The sequence below is a fragment of the Gordonia sp. (in: high G+C Gram-positive bacteria) genome, from assembly GCF_049647785.1.
Taxonomy (GTDB): Bacteria; Actinomycetota; Actinomycetes; order Mycobacteriales; family Mycobacteriaceae; genus Gordonia.
On record NZ_JBARYI010000028.1, the window covers coordinates 35,039 to 48,808 of the forward strand.

Here is a 13,770-nt window from a genome sequence, read left to right on the forward strand (position 1 = left end):
ACCAAACTCGATCGTCGGAGTGAACGCGAAACGAACAGCGGGTATCGCCTACAGGGTGCGCTTCAACCCAACATGCTCGGACGCGAACCCCGCCTTCGCATAGAACGCGCGGGCGCGTTCCCGCACCTCATCGGTCGTCACCTGCACCAATTGGGCGCCGTGGGCCCGACTATGGGCTTGCGCCCAATCGAGCATTGCCGTGCCCAACCCCTGCGACCGCGACCCGTCCGCGACGCGCAAACCCTCGATCTGCAGCCGCGTGGTGCCGCCGCGCGACAGCCCCGGAATCACGGTCAGTTGCATCGTGCCGACGATCGCGTCGTCACCGTCGCGCACCACCGCCAGATAGTGCGAACGGTCCCGCGCGATGACGTCGAAAGCCGCCTCATACCGCTCCACTTCCGCACCTTCGCGAGTGCGACCGAGCTCATCGTCGGACAGGAGCGCCACGATCGCCGGGACGTCGGCGCGAGCGGCACGCTGCACGCGAAAGCGACGGCCACCGACATTGAGCACATCCCCCGCCGACGACCGCGCGCTCGCCTGCAGTCGGGCGACGAGTTCGTCGAGCCAGTGCCCGACATTCGTCCGCGCTTCCGCCGTGTCCGGATAGCGGCACCGGAGGTGGAGGCCGTTCTCGTCGAGGATGAACCACAGCATCACCCCGTTGGTGCGGATCACGGCCCCGACATACTGGGCGTCGATGCTCGAAGAGTCGACGCGAACCGGGAGGCGGCGCAGGTCGAGCCACGAAATCGCGAACATCCCAGGCGCTTCGGGCATGTCGCCGCCCCACGGTTGCAGGATGTCTTCCAGCGGCCACGACCCCAGGCTGACGGCCTCCCGAACGGCGCCCGCGCACGCACCAGGATCTGGATTGGCCGACGCCAGGACCGAATTGGTGATGAACCACCCGACGCACTCGTGCCAGGTTGCGTCGTACCGACTGTGCACCGGGAACACGGCGCGCAACGGTTGGCCGGCGACGTCGCGCGTCACGGCAGTCATGGCCGACACTGCCAGCGACAGCGTCGACACCCCGTCGTTCCGTGCCTGCGCCGAGAAGGCTGCACTGTCGTCAACATCGAAAACGTCGCGGACTTCGACGCGCTCGGACTGCATTTCCGGGGCACCCAGCGGGAGCGGGAACCGCGGCATCACATCACCACTGTCGGCGAGAATCTGCGCCCACCGATCACGGATTTCGGCCGGTGCCGTCGGGCGGTCGATCATGGCGCGCGCGTGGTCGACGAACGCGGGGACGACGCCGGTTAGGCGATGGTCGAGCGCGGCGAGCAGATCGCGGACAATCACCAGCATCGACCACATGTCGACGTGCGCATGGTCCGCGGCGACCACGATCGTCGGACCGGCAGTCGTCTCAAGAACACACAGCCGGTGCGACGGCCGCGAATACGGCCGGCAATGCGCGTCGAAGACTTCACGCAGTGCATCGTTCACGGCCTGACCGGTGCCGATGTCGTGTTCTACCCACGTGCCAGCGCTGATCTCGACCTCGTGCAGGCGCGGGCCGTCGACCGTGGGAACGAACACCGTACTGAGCGTTCCGTGCCGCGCGATCACTGCCAGCCACGCCGCCGCCAACTCCTCACGAAGCACGGGCGCAGGCAGCCGGAACGACAGCGCCATCCACGATCCGGGACGGTCGCCCGCGCCGACGTGACGACGTTGGTCGAAGGAGATCGGGAGCTCGCGCCCGGGGTCGGCCACGGTGACGTCGTAGCCAAACAATCGCCCGAACGGAAGACGGAGGTGCCCGATGTTCGTCAGCCGCATGGCGCTACGCTACGCCTCATCGCGACGACCGCAATTCGGGAGGAATCCGATGGCAAAATTCACTGTTCCGGGGGCTGAACTCGACGTGTCGTTCAGCGATGAGCACGGCCATCCGGTGGTCCAATTGCACGGGTTAACGTCGAGCCGGGCGCGCGATCGGACGCTCGGTTTAGACCTCGGTCGCGGCCTCAGCGGCACGCGACTTTTGCGGTACGACGCCCGCGCGCACGGCCTTTCAACCGGCCGTCCCATCGCCGACGACTACCGCTGGCCACAGCTAGCCGACGATCTGTTGCGCCTGCTCGACGCCTGGTTTCCGGGTGAACGCGTGCACGGCGTCGGACCGTCCATGGGTACCGCGACCTTGCTCCATGCTGCGACCCTGGACCCTGACCGGTTCTCGAGTCTGACCCTCGTGATTCCGCCGACCGCGTGGGCGACGCGGATCGCCATGGCCGACGGTTATCGGGCGGCCGCGGAGTTGATTGAGCGCGACGGGGTGGATGCGTTCGTCGAGGCCGGTCGTGCCGTACCGCAGCCGCCGACGTTGGCCGGTGTCGCTGAGACGGTGCCCGACATCGTCGCCAACCTGCTGCCGTCGGTGCTGCGCGGGGCGGCCGCGAGCGATCTTCCGTCTCCCGACATGATCGCTGGCATCCACGTGCCGACGTCGATCCTCGCGTGGGTCGACGATCCCGGGCATCCACTGTCGACGGCCGAAGTGCTCGTCGACCTGCTGCCGTCGGCGTCGTTGACGGTGGCCCACACCCCCGCTGACCTCGCCGCCTGGCCCGGCCTCCTCCACGCTCAGGTAGGCTCCGCGCGCCCCTGAATTTCCCCTTTTCTGTCACATCCGCGCCCTCCCGATCGCCCTTTCCGTCACCGATCGCGGTGTTTGGTGATGGGACGGTCGAATCGTGACAGAAAAGGGGAACGCCCGGAGGGAGAAAACCCGCCTTACCGGATCCCAGCCTCAAGCAGCACGCCTTGATCGGCGAGTGCGATCGCCAAGCCGCCGGCCGTCGTCGGGTGCAGCGGCGCCTTTCCGTCGAGCCCCTGGACAAACGGATCCGGCGAGCACAGGCCGTGGCCGTCAAACGACGGCTTGGCCGTCTTGAACGACGCCGACTCCGCGCCCTGCGCCAACACCGTGTTCAGCGATTCCAGCCAGCCGCGCAGCAGGTCGGCCTTCGCCGGGGTGATGCCGCGGTCGAGGATGCACGAACTGTCGCCGGGCAGCGGATCGTAATACTGGTTAATCACGACTACCGGCGGCTTCGGCAACGCCTTCAACTGCATCAAGAGCACGAGGTAGTCGCGGGTAAAGGTCGCGAGATTCTTATTAAAGAACGCTTGCCCGGCAGCGCCACCGCAGTCGGGCAGGGTCGCGCACAAGCCCACCATGTACGACCATCCGACGTCGTTTGCCCCAATGCTGATGATCAGCGCGCTCGGTTCTGCGGCCAGCGCGGCGGGCAGTTGGGGCGGCAGAGTCAGGTCGCCGCGCTTTTGCTCGCCGAGTAGGCCGTTGTGGATGGTCGCGCTGCTGCACGCCATATTGGTGACGTGCCATTCGGGCGAGCGGTCGAGGGCGACGGCGAACGATCCGCTGGTCCGTTCACACGCGGAATCTTGCGGTGTCGGATTCGGTAGTGGCGGGTTCCCGATTCCCGCAGCGGTCGAATCGCCAATCACCACCACGCTCCCCTGTTTCGGCAGCGGGCCCGGCGTCACCGGCGGTGGGACCGTCGCCGCACCCACCAACGACGCGAGCGAATCAATCCCGCGCAGGTCGTCGGCCGCGGAAATCGCTGTGGCCACGACGGCGCCGACGTTGATAGCCAAGGCGACGAGCACTCCCACGACGATCGTCACGATCGACGCCTTCAACGACAGCCGCTGCCAGCCGACCAGCGCACCCATCAGCAGGAGCGACACCCCAAGCACGATTAACACCTGAATGATCAGATAGTTGCGCCAGCCGTTGACGAGCGCATCGCGGAGGTCGTTTTGGGCGGCCTCACGGGACGCCGACGACGCGGTCGGGCCGACGAGGTCGCCCAACTCGCTCGACAGCTGCAGGTTCGTCAGTTCCAACCGCGGGCGCACCGGGCCAGGAAAGTCGATGACCGTCGGCAACGTCTGACCGAACAGGTCCACTTCTCCCGGTCCACTCCACGACCACGACGGTGCCGCCGCCCCCACCCGGACCGACTGTCCAACGGCCGTCGCTGTTTGCATCGGCGTCAGCCACAGCGAAACGGCAATCGAGATCGCCGCGATCATCACGATCGCAACCGCATTCAACACGTGCCGCAGCATGATTCGAGCATGGCACTTTTCTCCGCGCGGGACCCAAGACATCTGAGTACGCGGGCTACGACGGTGGGAGTGTGTCTGACGATTACGATTTCTTGGATTTTGAGTACGGGGTCGACGAAGACGCCATCCCCGCTGTCATCGCGTTCGATCAGTTGGCTCGCACGCCTGAGGTTGAGCACCGCTTCGCGATCGCCAAACAGATCACTGACGACCCGCATTTCTTCGATTCGTTCGCCGACCCGGAGATCACCGGGGCCGTCGTCACGATGATGCTCGATACTCTGCAGCCAGGCCGACCCGATCCAGGCTCGGGCCCCGCACCCACGGCCGCAGGCTACCGACTCGCGGTGAAGAGCTTGACCAATCGGGTCAAAATTCCCAACCCGTCGAGCCTGCAGTCCATTGCCATGATGGCCGCGATCAACGACCGCGATCCGGAAGCAGCCGAGGAGCTCGCCAAAACTATCGTGGCGTCGAACCCGAACGCGCTGGCCTCCCAACAGGTCCTGGGGACTTTCGCGTTGTTTCGCAATGAGTTCGCAACCGCTCGGGCCTACTTCCTGAAGGCTGGCCCCGACGTCTTTGAAGACACCCTCGCCGTGCTCGACGAGTTCCCAGATTCCAATGCGCCGACCCACCTCAGCGAGCAGCAGCGCAACTTTGCGTTGTGGACCAAGTTCAAGGAGTTCTTGGTCATCAGCAAATACAACCTCGACTACAACGACCTGTGTGACAAGCAGATCGACCGTCTACATCTCCCCGAGTTCGACGCACCGACGATGATGAACATTGACGTTTTGACGGACCTCATCCTCGTCGAGGGTGGTCTCGTCGAGGAGTTGATGGAGACCGCGGCCAGAATTCTTCCGGCCGACGACGTGAAAAGCGGCAAGGACCTGTTAGAGCGCGGGCGCACAGTGCTTCGGGTTGACTCGGTGACGCCGGGTGAAGGTTTCCATGCCACCGACCTTCGGACAGACAAGTCGGTCGAAATACGTTCGGCCGCCGTCCCCAAGAAGGGAGACCTGTTGTGCACTCGCGTTCTCCCCGAGGACGGCGCATTCGGCATGTACGGCGGTGTGGAACGGATCCGGCCAAAGGACGGCGAACCTCTCGTCGAACTCCTCAACGGCGAGCCAACGGCCTCCGGCGTTGCGCACCTGGTGATCAGGAAGGCCGACCGGTAGCGGCGCTCACGTCGCCTCGCCCCCGATCCCCGCGTAAGTCGGCGGAGCGAAGCAGAGCCGACGCATCGAGGAGCCCGTGACAACCCGCTGGCTCCCAGCCCGCGCAGCCCGAGCCGACACCTAACACAAACTCCTCGTCGCTCGAGTGACGCTCAAAATTCCGGGCGCCCCACCAACGACGACGGCTCGCCTCGAGCACATCGAGGCGAGCCGTCACGCTGGCACCCTTGTCACCTCATCCCAAGTCGGGCCACTGCACCCCAAAGTGCGATAGCCACGGCTCGAACGGCGTTCCGATCACACCCAACTCATCGCTAACAGGACTGGGATCTGCCTCGAGGTCAAGCAGCACCTGCGGATCAACACCGTAAAGTTCCGCCGCAGCCGCGGCCGGTTCAGCACCGGTGATCGCCCGCGCCGCCGTCGCCGGTTCCGGATCCTCGTCGGGGTCATGCACGTACGCCCGGTACACGCACTCACTCCCGGCCGGATCCAAACGCCACACCTGGAACAGGACCCCGTACTCATCGCCGTCCTCACAGATCACCGCACGTCCTGCCGGCGCCCCCGCGAAGAAGTCAGCCTCCCGACGATCAGCAACCATCCCCTGCACATTGATCGACACCCGAACACCGGCGTCCACGTCGACGACCTCGTACTCCAGGTCCTCAACCGGCGACTCACCAGCACCCCAACTCGCAATCAACGCCGCCTTCACTCGCGCCACCAACGCTTCAGCCGCGCCAGCATCTGGCAGATCAGCAACAACAACCAACCCGTACGTACTCACCACTGCACCTCCATTTTCGGAAAAATAGGATCAGGAATATCTTCCTCAGCAAGCCCAAACGCCCGCAATGAATCAAACCTCGTCTGCGCCAACAACTCCTCCACCGCAGGACGATCCGCAGCCTCCAACCGCGCAAACAAGTCCTGCCACATCGCCCGATTCCGAGCCTCACCCCGATCCGGACTGCGGTCCCCCAAAATCCCGAATGACGAAAACTCATCGTCGACCAAGACTCGACGGACATCAGAAACCAGATCCGGCAACGGCCTCGAACCGCACAACACTCGCAAAGAAATAAGGCGACGCAATGTCATTCCGCTGTAAATACGATCCTCATTGCCCCGCTCACAGTTGCGAACATAGTAGTCCTCCTCAACCTCCAGAGCTTTACTCACGTCAAACACCGGATCAAGCTTCAATCGAGAAGCCGTTTGAGCAAATTCTGCAACCACGCCTGGGTCACTAACATCCTTGAATCGCAGATCGGGGCGTTCGGGGTCGCGGAACTGCCCGCCAGTGACCCCACCCTGACCAGACTCACTCCCCGGCAGAGGTGCCGACAGAAGCCCCTGATACGCAACCAAACGACCGTTTGAGGTCGGTTCTTGATAGACCAGATGAAACAACCATTGAGGTCGACTCCGAACTAGGGCGGTATAGCGACCCTTACCTGCAACATGCCAGTCGTCGCCGAGAATTTCAGCCGATTCTGCAATCACCGATCGCCATTGCTTCACGCTTATTGCCACAGAATTTTCTCCTCGTCATATACCTGGGTGGGCCGGGGCAAACTCGGCCGCAGTTCCTGTATCGGGTCACCTAATTTTTCGCCTGGGATGCTGAAGATATCCCGCAGACTCCGCGCCCACGCCTTCGAAATCCCCGCCTTACCAGTCTTCAAATCGACGATGAGCACTAGGGTCTCCACTCCATCGATCAATTGCGTGACGATCACATCGGGACGGATCGTATTCGGTGTTCCGCGTGGTTCCCAGTCGATACTGCCGTCCTTGCCAATTCTGGGCGAACGTCCTTTTTCGATTGATTCCTCGGTATGGATGTTAAAGCCTTCACCAAGTACCTCCGCGATCTGGTCCGCCATCTCATCGACGAGGTTCTCAAACGCCTTGTGGACCTTTGTACCCCACACCTGCGCACTCAGAACGTCCTCCAAGGTCGCCTCAACGGCGGCGTGCGCGTCGTCTGCTATCGGCCCTAGAATTTCAAGGATCTGTTCCCGGACCGCCGGATCGTCCGCTGCAATGGTCTGCACGATCGCCGCTAATGCACGGCTGATCATCTCGGATATCTGATCACTCGGACTACCTGGGCGAACACGGTCGAGCGGAACATCGGGTGCCGCGTCGCCTTTCCGCCGGAAACCTCCTTACCCCCGATCTCCGAGTAAGTCGGCGGAGCGAAGCGGTGCCGACGCATCGAGGAGCCCGTGACAACCCGCTGGCTCCCAGCCCTGCGTCACCCCCACTGACAGGTTCCTTGCGTTAGGTGTCACTCAATCGCGTTGGGTGTCGATCAATACCGACACCCAACGCGATCGTCCGACACCTAACGCGAATTTCTCGTCGCTCCAACTCCCAGCCGCGGCTCGACGCGAGGATGCGCCAATTGGACACCGTCACCACTTACGTCCCCCTATGCGCCCTTCCTTCGAGTCAGTCCACGGGACGCTAGCGTCCGACGGTCATCGGGTGCAGTGTCACGAGTGTGGCGAGTGGTTTGCCGCGCTCGACAGCCACATTCGACATACCCACGGATCGAACGCTGACGCCTATCGCAAAGAGTGGGGCCTGGCACCGGAAGTGTCGTTGGTGGCCGACGAGACGCAGGTCCGGGCCCGCGCCAATGCTCTACAGCGCATCGATCAGGCCGGCCCGCTGAACACCCACAAGTTTGTGGCTGGCACCTACCCGCAGGACGGGGACGTCGCCGTCGAATATGACTCCCGCGCCCGAACACTGTGGAAAGAGCGGCTCGGTGCGTCGGGATGGTCGTCGTGGCAGGACGCCGTCGACTGGGCCCTAGACAACAACAAGACGTGGCCAGACATTGCCGCACGGATTGGCGTGACGACACAAGAAACACGCAATGCTGGCATGGCAGTCGGCACCGTTCTCCCACCAAAGTGGCAACGCATGCTCGCTCTCGCCGAGGCGCATGTCGCTGACACCGGCACTCTTCTCGATGCCACCGGTCCCCTCGCCGCATGGCTGAACACCAGTCGCGGTCATCTCAAGAGTGGTGATGCACCGCTCGCCGCAAAGGACCGACTCGATCAACTCGACCCCGACTGGCAACTCGACCATGCCGCCCGCATCGCTGCCGCCCACCGTCGCGGCATCACGGACTCCAAGCTGACGGGCTCCCCGTTCGCGCAAATCGTCGAGCGGATCCAATTCGCCGGGTTCGACGACATCACCGCCTTTGTTCGGTGGGCTGTCACCAGCGGGCAGACGACCGCGTCGATGGGTGAGCGCGTCGATATTCGCGGCGAGGACGTCATCCGACTCGTCACCGACGACAACCCCGTCGACCCGTTCGTGGCCACCGCTGAGTTCCGGTTGAGCACCTACGGCCATCTTGAGGACAACGGTCACCACCTCCAATGCCACGACTGCGGCATCTGGTTCCAACGCCTCAGCCAACATCTGACCGGTCATCGCGACGATGCCGGGGACCCGTTGACGCCCGCGTCGTACCGGGAACGGCACGGTCTCGACGACGACACTCGACTGAGCACTTCCGGGGCCGACGATCGGCCGAGCAGTCACTGGTCGCAGCGCTTAGCGATCGGCGGATTCGACTCGTGGCCCGATGTGGTGGCCTTTGCGGCACGGGCCCGTATCAGTCTCGCCGAGCTCGGCGACCTACTTGGTGCCCGCAGCGATGCCGTTGGCAATGCGTTGAAAGCCGTCGACCCGGCGGCGGTGCGGGCTGCCGTCGGCGAGTTTCAACTCAGCGTGCCCGGCACGTTGGCCACCGACGGCGACTACTCCCAATGCCACGAGTGCAGCTTGTGGTTCACCCGCTTGAGCCATCATGTGTCGTACACGTACGAGTCGTATCAGCGGGCGCATGGTTTGGGATTGTCGTCCCGGTTCGCGACATGGAGCGACGCACTCGCCTTCGCGGCCACCGAGTACTTGAATCCGGCGGAGCTGGCCGAGCATCTCGGAATGTCAGAGTTCGCGGTCCTTGAAGCTCTTGCTGACCTTCCTGATTCGGCGTGGAATGCGGCACGTCCAATCATGGAGAGCGTCGACGGGCACCTGGGCGCGCACGGCTCACGCGCGCAGTGCCACGAGTGCGGATTCTGGTTTGGTGCGCTCGACCAGCACGTTCGTACGCATCGGGGGTCGGACGGCAGGCACCTCGAAACGCTCAACTATCAGCGTCGACACGGACTGCCCGAGGGAAGTTCGCTGCGTTCGGTGTGGGCCGGGTACGACGATGTCTGGGCAGCGCGAATTGCCGATGCTGGGTTCGCGTCGTTCGACGATGCCCTGGTTGCTGCCGCGCGCAATCACGACGGCCTTGCCGAATTGTCTGTGGCGATGGGCGTCAAACGTGAGGCCCTCATCAAGTTTGCTCGTTCGCTCAAGTCCGACGACCCATGGGCAGCAACGCTTCCCTACCGCGAGAGTCGCGACGGTTTCCTGGCCTCTGATGGAGATCGCGTGCAGTGTCACGACTGCGGATTGTGGTTCGAGACCTTGGCCCCACACGTGAAGCTTCACTCAGGTGCGGACGGTGAATCGTTCACGGCGGTGACCTATCGGAAACAGCATGGACTGGCCCCGAAGTCGGCGATCGCAGTCCCGTCGAAGGCCAAGAGGGAACGCATGCTGAATCGTGTGAAGGCTGCGGGTTATGGGTCGTGGGAGTCGTTCATGGTGGCGGCGGTGAAGCGGTTCGACGGCGTGGCTCAGATGGCCGACGAGATCGGCAGTGGACGCGAAGAAGTGTGGTCGTATCTGGTGGAGAACTGCGGCCCCGACTGGCCACTCACGCAATCGATGACCGTGAGCAAGCCGGGATTCCTTGCCGAAAGCCACGACCGTTTGCAGTGTCACGTGTGTGGCCTGTGGTTTGCGGGCCTGGCCTCGCATGTTCCCCTCCACAACGACGCCAACGGCGTTCCCTTCACCAGCGCCTCCTATCGCAAACAGTTCGATCTCGACGACGATGTGTCGCTGTCGTTGCGCGTGCCGAAGGGGTTGGGGAAGCCCAGATGATCGAGCCCTTCACTTCTGTATTGCGGGCGCAAAACACTCGGACTGTCCACCTCCGAGCGCAGAGCCATGACAACACAGCGGAGTAGATGATGAGCAAATCTCGCAACCGCCTTGAGCAGGCACTCGCCGAAGCCGCCGATATCGAGGAGTCACCCGATCGCGTGGTGCGCACCGACGTTGTCACCACTCGTGGCGGTAGACGCACTCGGACTCTGCAGGTTCGCTTCAACGAGGACGGACTCGCAGATCTTGAGGCCCTCGCACGCGCCAGAGACCTGCCGGTTTCCACTGTTGCCCGCGATATCCTCCTCACCCAGATCTCCCAGATTCAGGCCGCGCCCAACTCCCCGTTGGCCGCGATCGATGAAGCAATCGAGGCGCTGACGCACCTACGCGAAATGGCTGTCGTACGGCCGTCGCGCTAGTCCCCAACGCCGCGATTGCCCACCCACGCCCTCACCTCAAGAACATCGCCGAGACACATCTACGGCTGAGTTATCGATGTCCGCGATTCGCTCTACCAAAGGGCCATGTCGCCAGACCACGTCGCGGTTGTCCGAATCACCATCAAAAGTTCGCCGAGCATGTTTGCACCCCGATCGACGCAATCGGGCGACCCACACACGCAGTCGCCCCAAAAGTTGTCGTGGTGCTCGTTGCCTTCGACGAGTTGCACCAGTCCCGTCGCCGAAAGTCGAGTGGCAAGGTCCGGGCTACTAAACTTTGCCGCTAACACCGACTGCATAGCCGCGACACGTCCACCAAATTCCCAGTCGGCCCGTAGCGGCGCCTCACGGCCGACGCGTTTCGTGTCGTGCGGCGAATCGGCTAGCAAGATCTCTGCCCTGGCCTCGAGGGCGTCGGTCTTCAATGCCTGGTAGGCGTGCTCGGCGCTCCGGACGTAACCAAGTCCCGGCACCTCGAACTCGCATCTGAAAAAGTTCGACAGGAAGAAGTAGTCTCCGCGGAACTTGGTGATTGCATCGGTCATGACACGAGACTCTCATCTGGGTCTGACATTTCTAGACGACCGACGCCAAGCAGATTTCGCTACCTAAGCCCGTCAATCGGTGCGACCCCCACCTTCTCGATTCCCCTCCCACCCCTTCCCCTGACTACTCTCAACACCATGGCAACGGAACAAGAAGTAGCTCAGTGGATGGTCGACGAGATCCGGCAATCCGGCCCGGTTGAGCAGGTCGCCGTCGTCGACGCCATCGAGGCGAAGTTCGGGGCTGCGTTCGTGTACGAGAAGAACGGGCACCGCGCCATCGCCAAGCCTGTGCTCCGCGAGTTCCGCAAGCTGCACGCCGGATCCATCGGATGGGAACGCGACGACCGCGCCTGGTACGTCCGCGAGGAGTCCGACAAGACCGAGGCGGACCAGGGCGAATCCGCCCCAGAGTAACCCGTCGGGGTCAATATGAGACCCTAAATATGTGACTCTTCCTCATGACGACATTGATCCGGACGGCCTGCTTGAGTACTCGGTGGTGTTCACCGATCGCTCACTGAACCACATGTCCAAGCGGTTTGTAGGCGTCATGCAGGAGCTCCTCGGCATCCTGCGCACCACCTACCAGGCCGACAGCGTCGCCATCGTTCCGGGCGGCGGCACCTACGGCATGGAGGCCGTCGCACGCCAGTTGGCGACCGGTCGCCGCGCCCTCGTGGTGCGCAACGGACTGTTTTCGTTCCGGTGGTCGCAGATCCTTGAGACCGGCGGCATCACCGACCAGGTCACGATATGCCAGGCCCGCCCCACCAGCGACGCCCACCAGGCACAGTGGACGCCCGCACCGATCGACGAGGTTGTCGCCGCTATCCGCGAGCAGCGCCCCGAGATCGTCTTTGCACCCCATGTCGAGACCGCTTCCGGCATCGTCCTGCCCGACGACTACCTCAAGACGCTGGCCGCCGCCGTCCACGAGGTCGGCGGACTGTTCGTCCTCGACTGCGTCGCCTCCGGCGCCCTCTGGGTCGACATGGCCGCGCTCGACATCGACGTTCTCCTCACCGCCCCGCAGAAGGGTTGGAGCGGCACGCCGTGCGCCGGCTACATCATGCTGCGCGAGCGCGGCCGCGACGCTGTGCTGAATTCGACGTCCACTAGCTTCGCGCTGGACCTGAAGAAGTGGCTGTCGATCAGCGACTCGTACGTCGACGGCGCAGCCCCGTACCACGCGACCATGCCGACCGACTCGCTCGCACACAACGTCGAGCTGATGCGCCAGACCGTCGACCTCGGCACCGAGGAACTGCGCCGCCGTCAGATTGAACTCGGCACCCGCGTCCGCGAACTCCTCGCAGCCAACGACATGCCGTCCGTGGCCGCCGAGGGCTTCGACGCCGCGACTGTGGTCGTTGCCTTCACCGACGACGCCACCCGCAAGACCGGTGCCGCGTTCAAGGAAGTTGGCCTGCAGATCGCCGCCGGCGTTCCGCTGCAGTGCGGCGAAGGCGAGGACTACTCGTCGCTGCGCATCGGCCTGTTCGGCGTCGACAAGCTGACCGACGTCGACGGAACCGTCGAACGCTTGGCTGCCGCGCTGGAAAAGCTGAACAAGTAGCAAATTCACGTAGCAAGGGACCGGGAGTTCGCTCCCGGGTCTTTTGCGTCGCTACTTTCAGCGCCCTCTATTCGGTGCCAGCTGTATCCGCGATCTGCCGCTTAATCTCCCGGTACCCCGCGACGCGCGCCAACACTTGATCGGCGGCACTTTCGCTCGGTGACTCGGTTGCCGAAGCTTCCGCACCGTAGAGCATGGTGCTCAACCTGCGGTGAAGCTCTTCACGCTGTTCTTCGGTGCGTGCTCGTTGGTCCTCATCACTCAGAGATTCATCGACGAGCGCAGCCTCCCGCGCACAGTCGGCGATCAGAGCGACGCGTGCCCGTCCGGCGTTTTCGAGTCTGTCTGTCGCGGCGACCGCATCGGCCAACAGTCGTCGATCTTCCGGACTCGGCTCCGGAAGATCTTTCAACTCGTTGGCGACCATTCGGAGTTCTTGCGCTCGCGCAAAGTCCGATTCGATACCTTCGATATCCGCGGCGAAGTCAACGTCGCCCAGCCACCCTTCGCGGGCCGCACGGGATTCGACGATCTGCTCGACGGCACTGCGCGCCAGGTCGACAGACCGCGCATTCTCAGACCCGAGTCGCTCCGTCCTCGCTTGCTTTTCCGCGACAGCAGCGGCCTTCCGTTGCTTCTCAAGCTCCACCGAACGTACTTGCTTCCGCTTATCGACCTCTTGAAAAACTATGACGCCAAGCCATGCCACGACTGCCAGGCCTACGAGGACGCCCAGCCCGATCCACACGCCTTTCGGAATCATCATCACGCCGCCGATCACGAGGAACAACAGCATGAGGCCGCCCATCCCCAGGCAGCCGTCGTTCGAATCGGCTTTTTTACTAGACATC

Annotated in this window: 13 protein-coding genes; 6 read left to right on the forward strand and 7 right to left on the reverse strand. The window is 63.4% G+C overall.

The features are described from left to right. Positions 1–48: 48 nt before the first annotated feature. Positions 49–1,797, reverse strand: coding sequence for a GNAT family N-acetyltransferase (locus WBA38_RS03725; RefSeq protein ID WP_424322068.1), 1,749 nt, complete (start codon positions 1,795–1,797; stop codon positions 49–51). 49 nt (positions 1,798–1,846) lie between these two features. Between WBA38_RS03725 and WBA38_RS03730 the strand changes: the two genes are divergently transcribed. Further along, entirely contained in the window at positions 1,847–2,629 is a 783-nt protein-coding gene (locus WBA38_RS03730) for an alpha/beta fold hydrolase (protein WP_424322069.1), read from the forward strand. A gap of 125 nt (positions 2,630–2,754) precedes the next feature. Here the strand turns inward: WBA38_RS03730 and WBA38_RS03735 are convergent, their stop codons facing one another. After that, positions 2,755–4,119, reverse strand: a complete 1,365-nt coding sequence (locus WBA38_RS03735) for a GDSL-type esterase/lipase family protein (protein ID WP_424294109.1) — start codon at positions 4,117–4,119, stop codon at positions 2,755–2,757. Between the two features lie 71 nt (positions 4,120–4,190). Between WBA38_RS03735 and WBA38_RS03740 the strand changes: the two genes are divergently transcribed. Further along, on the forward strand, positions 4,191–5,306 hold the full coding sequence (locus tag WBA38_RS03740) for a hypothetical protein (protein WP_424294110.1): 1,116 nt from the start codon (positions 4,191–4,193) through the stop codon (positions 5,304–5,306). A 235-nt stretch (positions 5,307–5,541) separates the two neighbouring features. Here the strand turns inward: WBA38_RS03740 and WBA38_RS03745 are convergent, their stop codons facing one another. Genes WBA38_RS03745 through WBA38_RS03755 form a run of 3 tightly spaced genes read right to left on the reverse strand, consistent with a single transcriptional unit; the run spans position 5,542 to position 7,396 of the window. Next, on the reverse strand, positions 5,542–6,096 hold the full coding sequence (locus WBA38_RS03745; protein ID WP_424322070.1) for a hypothetical protein: 555 nt from the start codon (positions 6,094–6,096) through the stop codon (positions 5,542–5,544). Continuing rightward, positions 6,093–6,845, reverse strand: a complete 753-nt coding sequence (locus WBA38_RS03750) for a hypothetical protein (protein WP_424322071.1) — start codon at positions 6,843–6,845, stop codon at positions 6,093–6,095. The genes WBA38_RS03745 and WBA38_RS03750 overlap by 4 nt, the downstream gene beginning before the upstream one ends. Then, positions 6,836–7,396, reverse strand: coding sequence for a hypothetical protein (locus tag WBA38_RS03755; RefSeq protein ID WP_424322072.1), 561 nt, complete (start codon positions 7,394–7,396; stop codon positions 6,836–6,838). The genes WBA38_RS03750 and WBA38_RS03755 overlap by 10 nt, the downstream gene beginning before the upstream one ends. 355 nt (positions 7,397–7,751) lie before the next feature. Here WBA38_RS03755 and WBA38_RS03760 point away from each other — a divergent pair, with 355 nt between their 5' ends. Both WBA38_RS03760 and WBA38_RS03765 read left to right on the forward strand, forming a co-directional pair. Continuing rightward, complete coding sequence (locus tag WBA38_RS03760) at positions 7,752–10,349, forward strand: MucR family transcriptional regulator (protein WP_424322073.1); 2,598 nt, start codon at positions 7,752–7,754, stop codon at positions 10,347–10,349. A gap of 89 nt (positions 10,350–10,438) precedes the next feature. Then, positions 10,439–10,774: a CopG family transcriptional regulator gene (locus WBA38_RS03765; RefSeq protein ID WP_424296278.1), complete on the forward strand. Its 336-nt coding sequence runs from the start codon at positions 10,439–10,441 to the stop codon at positions 10,772–10,774. Positions 10,775–10,866: 92 nt separating this feature from the next. Here the strand turns inward: WBA38_RS03765 and WBA38_RS03770 are convergent, their stop codons facing one another. Continuing rightward, positions 10,867–11,340, reverse strand: coding sequence for an NADAR family protein (locus WBA38_RS03770; protein WP_424296279.1), 474 nt, complete (start codon positions 11,338–11,340; stop codon positions 10,867–10,869). A gap of 138 nt (positions 11,341–11,478) precedes the next feature. Here WBA38_RS03770 and WBA38_RS03775 point away from each other — a divergent pair, with 138 nt between their 5' ends. Further along, entirely contained in the window at positions 11,479–11,757 is a 279-nt protein-coding gene (locus WBA38_RS03775) for a DUF6953 family protein (RefSeq protein WP_424322074.1), read from the forward strand. Between the two features lie 31 nt (positions 11,758–11,788). After that, positions 11,789–12,919 carry an alanine--glyoxylate aminotransferase family protein gene (locus WBA38_RS03780; RefSeq protein ID WP_424322075.1) on the forward strand — a complete coding sequence of 377 codons (1,131 nt, stop codon included), beginning with the start codon at positions 11,789–11,791 and terminating at the stop codon, positions 12,917–12,919. Positions 12,920–12,986: 67 nt separating this feature from the next. On the opposite strand, the gene WBA38_RS03785 is transcribed toward WBA38_RS03780, so the two are convergent. Then, positions 12,987–13,769, reverse strand: coding sequence for a hypothetical protein (locus WBA38_RS03785; RefSeq protein ID WP_424296284.1), 783 nt, complete (start codon positions 13,767–13,769; stop codon positions 12,987–12,989). Position 13,770: the final 1 nt, after the last annotated feature.

Coding starts and splice junctions, on each gene's coding strand:
- WBA38_RS03725 (WP_424322068.1), bottom strand. CDS start 1,797: ATGCGGCTGACGAACATCGGGCACCTCCGTCTTCCGTTCGGGCGATTG.
- WBA38_RS03730 (WP_424322069.1), top strand. CDS start 1,847: ATGGCAAAATTCACTGTTCCGGGGGCTGAACTCGACGTGTCGTTCAGC.
- WBA38_RS03735 (WP_424294109.1), bottom strand. CDS start 4,119: ATGCTGCGGCACGTGTTGAATGCGGTTGCGATCGTGATGATCGCGGCG.
- WBA38_RS03755 (WP_424322072.1), bottom strand. CDS start 7,396: ATGATCAGCCGTGCATTAGCGGCGATCGTGCAGACCATTGCAGCGGAC.
- WBA38_RS03760 (WP_424322073.1), top strand. CDS start 7,752: ATGCGCCCTTCCTTCGAGTCAGTCCACGGGACGCTAGCGTCCGACGGT.
- WBA38_RS03765 (WP_424296278.1), top strand. CDS start 10,439: ATGAGCAAATCTCGCAACCGCCTTGAGCAGGCACTCGCCGAAGCCGCC.
- WBA38_RS03770 (WP_424296279.1), bottom strand. CDS start 11,340: ATGACCGATGCAATCACCAAGTTCCGCGGAGACTACTTCTTCCTGTCG.
- WBA38_RS03775 (WP_424322074.1), top strand. CDS start 11,479: ATGGCAACGGAACAAGAAGTAGCTCAGTGGATGGTCGACGAGATCCGG.
- WBA38_RS03785 (WP_424296284.1), bottom strand. CDS start 13,769: ATGTCTAGTAAAAAAGCCGATTCGAACGACGGCTGCCTGGGGATGGGC.